The 13,401-nt window shown below is 72.0% G+C and carries 11 protein-coding genes; 4 read left to right on the forward strand and 7 right to left on the reverse strand.

All coding sequences use genetic code 11. The features are described from left to right. Positions 1–23 precede the first annotated feature (23 nt). From ACFYO9_RS10640 to ACFYO9_RS10670, 7 genes are all read right to left on the reverse strand, one after another. Positions 24–692 (reverse strand): DUF4232 domain-containing protein, encoded by a 669-nt coding sequence (locus tag ACFYO9_RS10640; RefSeq protein WP_358776961.1) that lies wholly within the window; start codon positions 690–692, stop codon positions 24–26. A gap of 59 nt (positions 693–751) precedes the next feature. Further along, entirely contained in the window at positions 752–1,750 is a 999-nt protein-coding gene (locus tag ACFYO9_RS10645; RefSeq protein ID WP_358776962.1) for a TIGR03842 family LLM class F420-dependent oxidoreductase, read from the reverse strand. 667 nt (positions 1,751–2,417) lie between these two features. Then, positions 2,418–4,178, reverse strand: coding sequence for a thiol reductant ABC exporter subunit CydC (cydC, locus tag ACFYO9_RS10650; protein ID WP_358776963.1), 1,761 nt, complete (start codon positions 4,176–4,178; stop codon positions 2,418–2,420). Continuing rightward, the gene (locus ACFYO9_RS10655; RefSeq protein ID WP_358776964.1) at positions 4,175–4,375 is read right to left on the reverse strand and encodes a hypothetical protein; all 201 of its coding nucleotides are present in this window, start codon (positions 4,373–4,375) and stop codon (positions 4,175–4,177) included. The genes cydC and ACFYO9_RS10655 overlap by 4 nt, the downstream gene beginning before the upstream one ends. Beyond that, entirely contained in the window at positions 4,372–6,072 is a 1,701-nt protein-coding gene (cydD, locus tag ACFYO9_RS10660) for a thiol reductant ABC exporter subunit CydD (RefSeq protein WP_358776965.1), read from the reverse strand. The genes ACFYO9_RS10655 and cydD overlap by 4 nt, the downstream gene beginning before the upstream one ends. Positions 6,073–6,103: 31 nt before the next feature. Next, entirely contained in the window at positions 6,104–7,126 is a 1,023-nt protein-coding gene (cydB, locus tag ACFYO9_RS10665) for a cytochrome d ubiquinol oxidase subunit II (protein WP_358776966.1), read from the reverse strand. A gap of 61 nt (positions 7,127–7,187) precedes the next feature. Next, entirely contained in the window at positions 7,188–8,489 is a 1,302-nt protein-coding gene (locus ACFYO9_RS10670) for a cytochrome ubiquinol oxidase subunit I (RefSeq protein ID WP_355816209.1), read from the reverse strand. 272 nt (positions 8,490–8,761) lie between these two features. On the opposite strand from ACFYO9_RS10670, the gene ACFYO9_RS10675 reads away from it, so the two are divergent. From ACFYO9_RS10675 to ACFYO9_RS10690, 4 genes are all read left to right on the forward strand, one after another. Then, positions 8,762–9,688 (forward strand): LysR family transcriptional regulator, encoded by a 927-nt coding sequence (locus tag ACFYO9_RS10675; RefSeq protein WP_355816212.1) that lies wholly within the window; start codon positions 8,762–8,764, stop codon positions 9,686–9,688. A 309-nt stretch (positions 9,689–9,997) separates the two neighbouring features. Beyond that, positions 9,998–10,321: a 2Fe-2S iron-sulfur cluster-binding protein gene (locus ACFYO9_RS10680; protein ID WP_358776967.1), complete on the forward strand. Its 324-nt coding sequence runs from the start codon at positions 9,998–10,000 to the stop codon at positions 10,319–10,321. Next, positions 10,321–11,592 (forward strand): FAD/NAD(P)-binding oxidoreductase, encoded by a 1,272-nt coding sequence (locus tag ACFYO9_RS10685; RefSeq protein WP_358776968.1) that lies wholly within the window; start codon positions 10,321–10,323, stop codon positions 11,590–11,592. The genes ACFYO9_RS10680 and ACFYO9_RS10685 overlap by 1 nt, the downstream gene beginning before the upstream one ends. 509 nt (positions 11,593–12,101) lie before the next feature. Continuing rightward, positions 12,102–13,277, forward strand: a complete 1,176-nt coding sequence (locus ACFYO9_RS10690; protein ID WP_388666130.1) for a 3-deoxy-7-phosphoheptulonate synthase — start codon at positions 12,102–12,104, stop codon at positions 13,275–13,277. Positions 13,278–13,401: the final 124 nt, after the last annotated feature.

Here is a 13,401-nt window from a genome sequence, read left to right on the forward strand (position 1 = left end):
GCACGGACGGTGCGGGCTCGGGGTCAGGACGACCGGGGGCTGCGCTGCCAGGCCGTCGTGCCGAGCATGCCGGTCTCTCCGATGTCGAGGCCGCCGTCCGGTTCGACGGTCTGGCGCGGCTTCCCCTTGGCGGGGCCTATCTCCACGTAGACACCGCTGCCCCGCCGGGTGCTCGCGTCGACGGCCGAGTACCGCCAGACCAGCGTGGTGTACGCGCGCTCCCCCGGCTTCAGCGCGACGCGGTGCGGGCCGGGGTCGTCCATAGTGGTGACCGGCTCCGTGCCCTTGAGCACCGAGACGTCGAACAGGGCGCGGTCGAGCCCGCGGACGCGGATGTCCGGATAGCCGTCGACCACGCGCACGCGGTGGCCGCAGTTGGTCAGCGTCACCGACATCGCGCGCAGCCCCATGGTCGCCGTGACCATGCCGGGGGACATCGTGACGCCCGAGTTCGGGCACGGCGGGGTGCGGCCTGAGGGGGTCGCGGGATCGGCGGGATCGGCGGGACGCGCGGAATCGGTGGGGCCGGTGGGGCGCTGCGTGTTCGCGCCGGGAGGGGCCGCCTCGGCGGGCGGGCGGCGTTCCGGGTTCGTCTCGCGGTCCAGTTCCTCGGAGAGCCCGCAGCCGGCCAGGAGCAGCGCGGTCGCCGACAGCGCCAGGGCACGGCTGAGGGTTCTCGGGAGGCCGGTCACGCCCAGATCATGCCATGGCCAAGGGTGGCGCGGCGGGCCCGCGCCCAGGGGTTCGGCGGTCAGGACAGCTCGGGCACGATCGATGTCCCGTAGGCGTCGATGACGTCCTCGCGCGCGTCGTGCATCGCGTAGAGGGCGAACTGGTCGACGCCCAACTCCTTGAGTTCACGCAGCCGTTCGAGATGAGCCTCGACCGGGCCGAGCAGGCAGAACCGGTCGACGATCTCGTCGGGGACGAAGGCGGTGTCGGGGTTGCCGGCCCGGCCGTGGTGGCTGTAGTCGTAGCCCTCGCGCGCCTTGATGTACGCGGTGAGTGCCTCGGGCACCATCGCGGAGTGCTCGCCGTACCGGGCGACCAGGTCGGCGACGTGGTTGCCGACCATCCCGCCGAACCACCGGCACTGCTCGCGGGCGTGCGCGAGGTCGTCGCCGACGTAGGCGGGGGCGGCCACACAGATCTTCACGTCCGCCGGGTCGCGCCCGGCGTCGGCCGCCGCGTCCCGTACCGCCTTCACCATCCACTGCGTCAGATACGGGTCGGCGAGCTGCAGGATGAAGCCGTCCGCCCGCTGTCCGGCGAGCGCGAGGGCCTTCGGGCCGTACGCCGCCATCCACACCGGCAGTTTGCCGTCCCGTACCCACGGCAGCCGCAGGGTCTGACCGCCGACGTCCGCCTCGCGGCCCTCGGCGAGGTCGCGGATGACGCCGATCGCCTCGCCGAGGCGGGCGAGGGTGTTGGGCTTGCGCCCGGCGACGCGCATCGCGGAGTCGCCGCGCCCGATGCCGCACACGGTGCGGTTGCCGTACATGTCGTTGAGCGTGGCGAAGGTGGAGGCCGTGACCTCCCAGGTGCGGGTGCCCGGGTTGGTGACCATGGGGCCGACCGTCAGCCGGGTGGTGTGCTCCAGGATGCGGCTGTAGATGACGAACGGCTCCTGCCAGAGCACGGCCGAGTCGAACGTCCAGCCGTAGCGGAAGCCGTTGCGCTCCGCGCGCCGCATGAGGCCGACGACCTCCGAAGCGGGCGGGTCGGTCTGCAGTACGAGTCCGAAATCCATGGCCCCGGCTCCTCACGCAGGTCACACAGGTCGAAGGGCGCCTCAGACGCCTCGAAAGCCGCCCGAGAAGGGACAATCCTCGACTTGTTGCCGAGGCTTGGCAAGAGGGACTCGGCGGCCGTACGGCTACGGTTGCGGTCGCTGGCAGGTTGCCTGCCTGGGCGTCAGTGGGCCGGGGTGACCAGGTCGTCCACGACGGTGGTGACGTCGTCGAGGTCCCCGGGGCCGAGGGAACGAATCCGGCCGCCCGCCAGGGTAAGGATCCGGTCGGCGGACGCGAGGCCGTGCGGCTACGTGTGCGCGGCGCGCGGGCGGTCACTGGCAGTCCGCCTGACCGGGCGTCAGCGGGCTGGGCGGCCAGGTCGCCCATGACGGCCGTGACGTCGTCGAGGTCGGCGTGGTCGAGGGAACGGATCCGGCCGCCCGCCAGGGTAAGGATCCGGTCGGCGGCTGCGAGGCCGTGCGGCTACGGTTGCGCGGTGCGCGGGCCGTCGCCGGCAGATCGCCTGACCGGGCGTCAGCGGGCCGGAGCGACCAAGCCGCCCATGACGGCTGTGACTGACGTCGTCGAGGTCACCGGGACCGAGGCCGGTCGGCGGCCGCGAGCCGTGCGGGCTACGTTTGCGCGGCGCACGGGCCGTCATCGGCGGGGCCGCCTGACTGGGCGTCAGCGAGCCGGGGCGACCAGGTCGTCCATGACCGCCGTGACGTCGTCGAGGTCGCCGGGGCCGAGGGAACGGATCCGGCCGTCCTCCAGGGTGAGGATCCGGTCCGCGGACGCGAGGCCCGTCCGCTCGTGGGTGACCAGGAGCGTGGTCCGGCCGCGGGTGGCGTCGAGGATGTCTTCGAGCACCGCTGCGGCCGTGTCCGGGTCGAGGCCCTCGGTCGGCTCGTCCAGGACGAGCACGGGCGGGTCGGCGAGCAACGCGCGGGCCAGCAACAGGCGTTGGCGCTGGCCGCCCGACATGGTGGCACCGTCCCCGCCGAGCACGGTGTCCCATCCGTCCGGCAGCGACTCGATCCAGTCCAGGATCCGGGCACGGCGGGCCGCGTCGCGCAGGTCGGCGTCGGTGGCCTCGGGGCGGGCCAGGATCAGGTTGGCGCGGATGCCGGCGTGGAAGACGTGCGCGTCCTGGGTCATGCCGGTGACGGCGCGGCGGGCGTCGGCGCCCGAGCAGTCGGCGAGTTCGCGCCCGCCGACGCGGATGCTGCCCGCCTCGTACGGGACGAAGCGCATGAGCGCCGCGATCAGGGTGGACTTGCCGGACCCGCTGGGCCCGAGGAGTACGACACGCTCACCGCGCGGCACGCGCAGGCTCACGCCGTCCAGGGCCGGGGGCCCGCCCGGCAGGTGACGTACCGTCACGTTCGTGACGGTCACGTCGAGGGGCCCTCCGGCGGGCAGCGGCTCAGGGGCGGGCGGGTCGGCGACCGGCGCCGGGGTGTCGAAGAGGTCGGCGAGGCGCTGCGCGGAAGCACGCACCTCCGCGAAGCGGCGGGCCGCCGCGGGCAGCGGCGCGAGGGCCTCGAAGGAGACGAGCGCGAGGACCGCGAGGACGGTGAGCTGGACGGCGGGCAGGTCACCGGCGGCGTGGGCGCGCAGCGCGAGCCAGGTGACACCGACCGTCGCGGCGCCCTGCAGCACCAGGACCACGGCCTGGGCGAGGGAGGTGGTCAGGGCCTTCTGCCGCTCCAGTGCGGCGATCCGCGCGGTGACGCCGCGCGCCCGGTCGTGGGTGCGGCCGCGAGCACCGTACGCGGTGAGCTCGGCGGCGCCCTGGGTCAAGTCGACGGTGACGGCGGCGAGTTCGGCGCGTGCGGACTTCTCGGCGTGGCCCGCGCGCCGGGACAGCGCGAGGACGAGGGCGGGCACGAGGAGCCCCGCCACGGCGAGCAGGACGCCGAGCAGCAGTCCGGCGTACGGCAGCAGCACCATGACCGTGCCGGTGGCGGTCGCGGCGACCACGAAGGCGGCAGTGGCCGGGATCATGACCCGCAGCAGCAGGTCCTGGGCGGCGTCGACGTCGTCGACCAGCCGGGTCAGCAGGTCGCCGCCGCGGAAGGCGGGGGTGCCGGCCGGGGCGAGCGGCACCAGCGCCTCGTACACCCGGGCACGGAAGCCCGCGACGGCGCGCAGCACCCCGTCGTGGCCGAGGAGCCGGTCGATGTAGCGCAGGGCGCCGCGGCTGAGGGCCAAGGCGCGTACGGCGACGATGGCGACGCTCACGGCGGCCAGCGGTGGCTGCTCGGCGGCGCGGGTGATCAGCCAGGCGGCGGTGGCCATCAGGGCGACGGCAGCGAGCTCGCTCCCGGCGGCGGCGAGCGCGGCGGGCAACAGCCGCCGCCAGTACGGCAGAAGGTGCCGGACCAGCCGGACGGTGGGCCGCGGACGGCGACCGGTGGCGGGAGCCTCGGGGTGGGAGATCATGAGGCCACCAGCCTTTCCGTGGGCGTCAGTTCGGGGGCGGCCGGCGGGACCGCGAGCATGCCCGCGCGGACCGTGACGATTCGGTCGGCGCGCGGCAGCAGACTCGTGCGGTGCGCCACCACTACCGCGGTGCGGCCACGCATCAGGGCGACGGTGGGACGCGGACCGGTGACGGGAGCCTCAAGGTCCGGAGTCATGAGGCCACCAGCCTTTCCGTGGGCGTCAGTTCGGGGGCGGCCGGCGGGATCGTGAGGGCGCCCGCGCGGACCGTGACGATTCGGTCGGCGTGCGGCAGCAGGCTCGTCCGGTGCGCCACCACTACCGCGGTGCGGCCACACATCAGGGCGACGGTGGCGCGGGTGACGGCCGCCTCGCTCTCGGGGTCCAGGTGGGCGGTGGGTTCGTCAAGGAGCAGGACGGGCGCGTCCTTGAGGAACGCGCGGGCCAGCGCGATCCGTTGGCGCTGGCCCGCGGAGAGACCGGCGCCGTGCTCGCCGAGGAGCGTGTCGTACCCCTCGGCCAGCTCCTCGACGAAGAGGTCGGCCGACGCGGCCCGCGCCGCCTCGCGCACCTCCGCCTCGCTCGCGTCGGGGCGGCCGAGCCGGATGTTGTCGGCGACCGATCCGGCGATCAGGTGGGCGCGCTGCGGCACCCAGGCGACCTGGGCGCACCAGGCGTCGGGGTCGAGTGCACCGAGGTCGGCGCCGTCGGCCGTGACCCGGCCGGAGGTGGGCGTCACGAAGCCGAGGAGCAGGGAGAGCAGCGTGGTCTTGCCGGCGCCGCTGGGACCGATCAGGGCGATGTGCTCGCCGGGGGCGACGGTGAGGGAGACGTTCCGCAGGGCGGGCGCGGCCCGGTCGGGGTACTGGACGGTGACGTCGTCGAGGCGGAGCAGCGCCGTGCGGGCGTCGGGGGCGGGGAGGCGGTCGGCGGGCGCGGGCGTGTCGTCCTCGTCGTCGAGCGTGGTGAAGACCCGTTCGGCGACCGCGATGCCCTCGGCGCTGTCGTGAAACGCGCCGCCCATGGCGCGCAGCGGGAGGTACGCCTCGGGGGCGAGGAAGAGGACGATCAGGGCGGTGTGCAGGCCCACGTCGCCGTGGAGCAGCCGGAGTCCGACGGGGACGGCGACCAGGGCGACGGAGAGGGTGGCGACGGTCTCCAGGACGAGGGAGGAGAGGAACGCCACGCGCAGGGTCCGCATGGTGGCCCGCCGGTGGGCGTCGGCCATCTCGCGCACGACCTTGGTCTGGTGCCGCTCGCGGCCGAACGCGCGCAGGGTCGGCAGTCCGGCCACCACGTCGAGGAAGTGGCCGCCGAGGCGGGAGAGCAACCGCCATTGCCGGGCGGTGCGTTGGGCGGTGTGCATACCGACGAGCGCACCGAAGACGGGGATCAGCGGCAGGGTGATGACGATGATGAGCGCCGACGTCCAGTCGGTCCACCACACCGCGGCGACCACCGTGAGCGGCACCACCGCGGTGGCCGCCATCGTGGGCAGGTAACCGACGACGTAGGGGTCGAGGGCGTCCAGGCCCCGGGTGAGCAGCGTGGCCGTCTCGCCGTGGCGGCGGGCGGCGAGGCGCAGCGGGTTGGTGTGCTGCAGCCGCCCGGTGATCCGGTCCCGCAGGGCGGCCTTGGCGCCGGCCGCGGCGCGCTGGGCGAGCACGCCGCGGAGCCAGGTCAGCAGGGCGCGCAGCACCATGACGGAGGCGAGCGCGGCCGGCGGCCCGATGCGCAGCGCGTGGTCGGCGAAGCCGTCCGCGAGGACGGTCGCGAGCAGCACCGCCTGGGTGACGATGAGCCCGGCGCCCACCAGGGCAAGCACCGAGGAGTACGTCATGTGGCGCCGCAACGCGGGGACTTCGCGCATCAGCCGGCGTTCGACGGGCTTCATCGTGGGGGTGCCTCTCGTCGCTTTCCGGGGATCAGAAGTAGCTGGGGTGACGTTGGCCCGTCCGCCCCCGGAAGGCCCACCAGCTCCAGAACTGGTAGGCGAGGATCGTCGGGATCACCAGGACGCCGAAGCCGCTGAGGATCTTCAGGGTGGCGTCGTCGGTGATGGCGTGGTCGATGTCCAGACCCGCGCCGGCCCCGGTGGTCAGGAGGTACGGGTAGTGGCCGGCCCCCAGGAGCAGCACCGGCAGCGCGGTGGCGCAGCAGGTGGCGACGAACGCCAGGACCTCGTGGCCGCGGGTGAGGTACCACCAGCCCGCGCCGAGCGCCGCCACGAACGCGGCGGTGATGACCGCGGAGGTGGCCCGGTTGGTCATCGAGGCGCCCACGCCGAAGAGGGTGAGGAGGAGCGCGAGCGCTCCCACGGCCGCGGCGCCGCCGATCAGCTTGGCGCCCAACTCCCGCGCCTTGGTGGCGATGTCGTCCTCGGAGCGCAGGGCGACGAAGGCCGCGCCGTGCGCCGCGAAGAGCAGCACGGTGGTGGCCCCGCAGGCCAGCACGAACGGCGTGAAGACCTCACCGAAGCCGATGTGGAAGCTGCCGTCGGCGCGGCGCGGCACGCCGTGCAGCATCAGGCCCACGACGAGGCCCCAGCAGACGGCGGGCACGGCGCCGCCGAACACGACCAAGGCGTCCCAGGCCCGGCGCCCGCGGAGGCTGCGGGAGCGGCGGCGCAGCTGGACCGCGGCGTTGCCGAGGACCAGTCCCGCGAGGATCGCCACGATCAGCGGGTACATGCCGGACAGGAGGGTGCCTTCCAGGTGCGGGAAGGCACCGAACAGGACGCCGGCGAAGGCGACCAGCCAGACCTCGTTGCCGAGGAAGAAGGGCGCGATGGCGTCGAGGGCGGCGTTCCCGCTGGTGCGCTTCTCCTCCGGTTCGTCTCGGCCGAGGAAGGGGTGCAGCATCTGTGCGCCGTAGTCGTAGCCGCCGAGCACAAAATACCCGGCGAGCAGCAGGCCCAGGAGGGCCAGCCAGACGGTCTCCAGACTCATCTCGCTCAACTTTCCGTTACAGCTGGGGAGTTCATGGTGGTGGGTGCCGGGCGGGCCCGGTTCAGAAGGCGGGAACCGGCTGCTTCTCGTCGGCGCTGCCCTCCGGCCCGTCGGGCACCTCGTCCGGGAGCGGTTCGGTGACGCCGAGCTGGGTGGCGTCGGGGCCGCGGCGGGCGAACTTGGTGATCAGGGTCCAGTTGGTGACGGCGAGCGCCACGAAGATGGTGATGAACAACGCACAGGACAGCAGCAGCGACGTCTTCCCGACGTGGGAAAGGGCGTCCTCGACCGTCAACTGCCCGTACACGATCCAGGGTTGGCGGCCGACCTCGCGGACGACCCAGCCGCCGACGGAGGCGATGAAGGGGAACGGGATCGTCGCGACCAGGATCCAGGAGGCCCACCGCCAGCGCAGCAGCCGGTCCTTCCACAGCAGGATCAGGGCGATGAGGGTGATGGTGGAGACGGTGTTGCCGATGAGCGTCATGACGTCCATCGAGACCCGCATCGTGTCCTGCCAGGGCACGTAGTTGCCGGGGCCGTGCTCCTTGACGAGCTGCGCCTGCAGTTCGGCGACGCCGCTGTTCTCGAGCACCGCGTCCTTCATGGGCTGGGTGCGCTCGATGATGGGCCGCTGCATCTCGCCGACGATGACGACGAAGAAGGAGGCGACCGTCGAGATCCACAGTCCCAGCTTCATGGAGCTGCGGAACAGCGCGGTCTCCTCGGTGCCCTTCAGGAAGTGCCAGGCGCTGATGCCGGCGATGAAGACGCCGCCGGTGGTCAGGGCGCCCAGCGAGAGGTGCAGGAGGGCGACCAGGGCACTGGAGTTGGTGAGCAGCGCCGCGAAGTCGGTGAGGTAGGCGACTCCGTCGCGTACCTCGTAGCCCACCGGGTGCTGCATGAAGCCGTTGGCGATCAGGATCCAGTAGCCGGAGGCGTACGCGGTGAGGGCGACCAGCCAGATGAGCGTGACGTGCACGCCTCTGCGCAGCCGGCCCCAGCCGAAGATCCACATGCCGAGGAAGGTGGACTCGGCGAAGAAGGCGATCAGGGTCTCGAGGGCGAGCGGGGCGCCGAAGACGTTGCCCGCGAACTTGCTCAGACCGCTCCAGCTGAGCCCGAACTGGAACTCCATGACGAGGCCGGTGACGATGCCGACCGCGTAGTTGATGACGTAGAGCTGGCCCCAGAAGCGGGTCATACGCTCCCGGACGGCTCTCTGTGCGGGATCACGGGTGAACGCGGCCCGGGTGTGCATGATCGCCACGATGGGGACGAGCCCCATGGTGAGGATCACGAACAGCCAGTGGATGCCGGTCGTGGCCGCGAACTGGAGTCGGGCCAGATCCGCAGCGCTCATGATGCGACCTTCCTGGGGGGACGGTGGCCGGTTGGGACGGCTTGAGGGTTCGGGGTGGGCGGCGGACGGTGGGCGATGTCATCAGGGTCTCGGTCGCGTCCGAGACGGTGGCCGGGTGGGGAGGCCGCCGCTTCGCGTGTGCGGCCGACGGGCACCGTTGCCCGCCATCCGCGCGGTGGCCTCGATCAAAACCGTAGAGAGAATTCCTTATGCAATCCAAGACCGGTTTTGCCATGTGAGGATGTCCCGGAAGGCATAAGTGAAGGTGGATCATGGATCTTCTGCAGTTGCGCTACTTCCAGGCCGTCGCCCGCTTCGAGCACATCAGCCGTGCCGCGGAGGAGCTGCGCGTCGCCCAGCCCTCGCTCAGCCGCACCGTGGCGCGCCTGGAGTCCGAGCTGGGCGTCCCGCTCTTCGACCGGCAGGGCCGCCGCATCCGGCTCAATCAGTACGGGGTGGTGTTCCTGGGCCACGTGGACCGCGCCCTGAGCGAGCTCGACGACGCGCGCAGGGCCCTGAGCGATGCGCGGGACACCGCGCTCGGCCGGGTCAGCGTCGCCTCCGAGACCCTCCTGACCATCACCCATCTCCTGGGCAGTTTCCGCGCGGCGTTCCCGCGCGCCGACGTACGGCTCTACCAGTCGAACGCGGAGGAGATGGACCGACAACTGCGCGCCAGGGAGGTCGACTTCTGCGTCGCGTCGCAGCCGTTGACCGGCGCCAGCCTCGACCGGATCGAACTCGCCCGCGAGGAGGTGCTGCTCGCCGTCCCGCGCGGCCACTGGCTGGACGGCCAGGAGAGCGTGACCATCCGTGAGATCGCCGCCGAGCCCTTCGTCACGACCCGCCCCGGCCAGTGGCAACGCACGCTCCTGGACCGGCTGTTCGCCTCCGAGGGGCTGACGCCGCTGCTGTCCTGCGAGGGCGACGAGCCGGGCGCGAGCCAGGACATGATCAGCGCGGGGCTCGGCATCGGACTCATCCCCGCCATCTCCCGTCAGGCCGGAACCGACTCCCAGGTGCCGGTCGCCTGGGTGCACGTGAACGCGCCCGACTGCCACCGGGTGCTCACCCTGGTGTGGAACCGCGACACCTATCTCTCCGACGCCGCCGTGAAGTTCCGGGAGTTCACGACCAGCAGGCCCTTCATGACACACCGCCTGCCCGACCCCCGCCGCGGCCGCGCCCGCCGGCCATAGAAGCCACGCCCGCCGGGCCCCGGGGACGCCGCCCGCCACCCCCGGGGCCTGTCAAGCACATCACGTCCGGACGTCCGGTTCTGGCCCGCCCGGAACTCCTTTGGTACGCTCCGAGGCGCTGCCGCAACCCTGGCCCAGGACTCGCGTGTCCGAACGGCCAGCTGGTGACGGCGAGTTGATTGGGGTGTCGCGTCCCCCGTCGCCCGCCGGCCGCGCCGTCTCCACCTTCTGTTTCCCCTTGCCAGTCGCCAGGCATCCCTGTCACGGCGCGCCCTGTCGCGCGTCCGGATGCCATCGAGGAGTTCCGCCATGCCCAAAATCACGTATGTCGCCGTCGACGGGGCCGAGACCGCCATCGACATCCCCGAGGGCACGAGCGTCATGCGCGGCGCCGTGTTCAACGACATCGACGGAATCGTCGCCCAGTGCGGCGGCAACATGCAGTGCGCCACGTGCCACGTCTACGTGGACGAGACCACCCTCGACAAGCTGGAGCCGCCGAAGGAGCGCGAGGACGAGATGCTCGACTTCACGGCCTGCCCGCGCAAGCCCAACAGCCGGCTGAGCTGCCAGCTGAAGTCGAGCGACGCGCTGGACGGCCTGATCGTCCACCTTCCCGAACGGCAGAACTGATGACGCACAGCACTTCCCCCGACTCGGTCGTCGTCGTCGGGGCGGGCCAGGGCGGCTACCAGACGGCGGCGTCCCTGCGGGAGCACGGCTACCCGGGCCGCATCACGCTCATCAGCGCCGAGGACGCCCTCCCCTACGAGCGGCCGCCGCTGTCCAAGGCCTACCTCAAGGGCGAGGCCGACGAGGCACAGCTGTGGCTGCGGCCCGCGACGTACTACGTGCGCCAGTCCATCGACCTGGTCGCCGGCACCGTCACCGAGATCGACCCGGCGGCGCGCACGGTGCGCCTCGCCGACGGCTCCTCGTACGACTACGGGCACCTGGTCCTCGCCACCGGCGCCAAGCCGCGCACCCTCGGCGTGCCCGGCACCGGACTGCGCGGCGTACACACCCTGCGGACCTCCCAGGACGCCGCCGCGCTGCAGTCCTCGCTGGCGGGGGCCCGGCGCGCGGTGGTGGTGGGGGCCGGTTTCATCGGCCTCGAATTCGCCGCCGTGGCACGGCAGTTGGGCGTAGAGGTGACGGTCGTCGAGGCGCTCGACCGGCCGCTCGCCCGGGTGGCATCGGCGCGCACCGCCGAGCACTTCACCCGGCTGCACCGCGGCGCGGGCACCCGGCTGCTGTTCGGTCAGGGCGTCGCCGCGCTGCACGGCGACGGCCGCTCCCACGTGACGGCGGTGGAGCTGGCGGACGGCAGCCGGCTGCCCGCGGACCTCGTCCTGGTCGGGATCGGTGTGATCCCGCACACGGAACTGGCGGCCGCGGCCGGGCTTCCGGTGAACGGCGGGATCACCGTCGACTCCCACCTGCTCACCGACGACCCGCACATCTCGGCCATCGGCGACTGCGCGGCGTTCCCGCAGGCGCGCTCCGGCAGCCGGCTGCGGCTGGAGTCGGTGCAGAACGCCGTCGGCCACGCCCAGTCGGTCGCCCGCAGGCTGACCGGGACGCCCGGCCGTTACGACGAACTGCCGTGGTTTTGGAGCGACCAGTTCGCCACGACCGTGCAGATCGCCGGGTTCGACGAGGGGCACGACACCGAGGTGGTCCTCGGCGACGACCCCGACGCCTTCTCGGTCCTCCTCTTCCGCGGGGACGAGCTGCAGGCGGTCGAGTCGGTGAACCGGCCCACGGACCACCTCGCGGCCCGGCGGCTCCTGACGCAGGGCTCCACCTTGACGCCCGGGGATGCCGCGGCGCCGGGGTTCGGCCTTCGCGAGCACCTGCGGAGCCTCGTCAGGGGCGGGACGGAGGCGCCGGTGCCGCTCTGACGGCGGCCCCGCCGGCCGACCGCCGGCGGCTCCGAGGCGGCGCATGCGGGCGACCGGAATCGGCTGATCCTGTTCCGGTCGCGCGCTGACCCGGCCTCGGGGAATTATGGCGGGAATTCTTTACGGCCCGACCTTGCATTTCTTGAATTTTTGCGCCGAGTTGATTTCGGCATGCCGCGTGTGATGCGAATGTCGCATCCTGTTCATGAGTGAAACGTAAAAACACTGTTGATTTGATTCGTTGAACAAGGCAGGATCAAATCCAGGCCAACGGGGGGCCAAAGGTGTCTGCTGCCTGCCCCCTCATGCTCACCGCTTTTTGTGGAGGGGACCTCAATGTCTGATTCCGTCGCAGGTCAGAGCAGCTCTGACGCGGTCGGATCACGTACTCGCAGCGTGCCGAACCCGTTCCAGCGACTGTGCGCGCCGGGCATTTCCGCACCGGAGACAAAGCGCATCGAAATTCTCACCTGAGAACCACTAGATTACCGCTGGATCGGAGTTGCGTCATGGAAGACGTTATACGGGAGATTCGTATCCGCGGGGCACTTCAGCAACCCGACTGGAGTGATATTTCCCAGCTGAACCGGGTCAGGGAGGCGCTGGCCGCCCGCCCCCCGCTGGTCCAGGGCGATGACCTGGCCACCCTGCGCACCCTGCTCGGCAAGGTCGCCGCGGGTGAGGCGATGGTGCTGCAGTCCGGCGACTGCGCGGAGGATCCCCAGGAGTGCACGCCCCGCCAGGTGGCCCGCAAGGCCGCCCTGCTCGACCTGCTGGCCGGCTCGCTCGGCCTGATCACGGGCAAGCCCGTCCTGAGAGTGGGACGCATCGCGGGCCAGTTCGCCAAACCCCGCTCCAAGCCCACCGAAATCATCGACGGGGTCGAACTGCCCGTGTTCCGCGGCCACATGGTCAACGGGCCCGAGCCGGACGCCGAGAGCCGCCGCCCCGACCCCTTGCGGATCATCACCGGTTATATGGCGGCCGGGGACATCGTCGAGCATCTGGGGTGGCGGGAGAGGGCCGCGGGCCGCGACGTCGTGACATCGCCGGTGTGGACGAGCCATGAGGCGCTGCTGCTGGACTACGAGACGCCGATGCTGCGCATGGACGACAAGGGCCGCATGTTCCTGGGCTCCACCCACTGGCCCTGGATCGGTGAGCGCACCCGCCAGGTCGAGGGCGCCCACGTCGCGCTGCTGGCGGAGGTCAGCAACCCGGTGGCCTGCAAGGTCGGTCCCACCATGGAACCGGCCGACCTCCTGGCGCTGTGCGAGCGCCTTGACCCCTGGCGCGACCCGGGCCGCCTGACCCTGATCGCCCGCATGGGCGCCGGCAACGTGAGCGCACGCCTGCCCCGCCTGGTGGAGGCCGTACGCGAGGCAGGGCACCCGGCGATCTGGCTGAGCGACCCGGTGCACGGCAACACCGTCACCGCGCCCGGCGGCTACAAGACCCGCATGGTCGACACCGTCGCCGACGAGATCACCGCGTTCGTCGAGGCGGTGCGCGCCGGCGGCGGCACCGCGGGCGGCCTGCACCTGGAGACCACCCCCGACGACGTCACCGAATGCGCCAGCACCGAGGCCGACCTGGAGCGCGTCGGCGAGCGCTACACCTCCTGCTGCGACCCCCGCCTCAACCCCGCCCAGGCCCTCACCGCCGTCAACGCCTGGCCCGCCTGAACCGTACGTCCGGCCCGTACGGCTCACTGAACAGCGTTCAAACAGCTGAACACGGCACAACAGAACGGTACTTGCGCCACGGCGTCTCACGCGGATGTGGCGGTATTCCAGCGGGAATCCGTCA

Source organism: Streptomyces sp. NPDC005863 (assembly GCF_042871345.1).
Lineage (GTDB): Bacteria > Actinomycetota > Actinomycetes > Streptomycetales > Streptomycetaceae > Streptomyces.

Coding starts and splice junctions, on each gene's coding strand:
- ACFYO9_RS10645 (WP_358776962.1), bottom strand. CDS start 1,750: ATGGATTTCGGACTCGTACTGCAGACCGACCCGCCCGCTTCGGAGGTC.
- cydC (WP_358776963.1), bottom strand. CDS start 4,178: ATGATCTCCCACCCCGAGGCTCCCGCCACCGGTCGCCGTCCGCGGCCC.
- ACFYO9_RS10655 (WP_358776964.1), bottom strand. CDS start 4,375: ATGACTCCGGACCTTGAGGCTCCCGTCACCGGTCCGCGTCCCACCGTC.
- cydD (WP_358776965.1), bottom strand. CDS start 6,072: ATGAAGCCCGTCGAACGCCGGCTGATGCGCGAAGTCCCCGCGTTGCGG.
- cydB (WP_358776966.1), bottom strand. CDS start 7,126: ATGAGTCTGGAGACCGTCTGGCTGGCCCTCCTGGGCCTGCTGCTCGCC.
- ACFYO9_RS10670 (WP_355816209.1), bottom strand. CDS start 8,489: ATGAGCGCTGCGGATCTGGCCCGACTCCAGTTCGCGGCCACGACCGGC.
- ACFYO9_RS10675 (WP_355816212.1), top strand. CDS start 8,762: ATGGATCTTCTGCAGTTGCGCTACTTCCAGGCCGTCGCCCGCTTCGAG.
- ACFYO9_RS10680 (WP_358776967.1), top strand. CDS start 9,998: ATGCCCAAAATCACGTATGTCGCCGTCGACGGGGCCGAGACCGCCATC.
- ACFYO9_RS10685 (WP_358776968.1), top strand. CDS start 10,321: ATGACGCACAGCACTTCCCCCGACTCGGTCGTCGTCGTCGGGGCGGGC.
- ACFYO9_RS10690 (WP_388666130.1), top strand. CDS start 12,102: ATGGAAGACGTTATACGGGAGATTCGTATCCGCGGGGCACTTCAGCAA.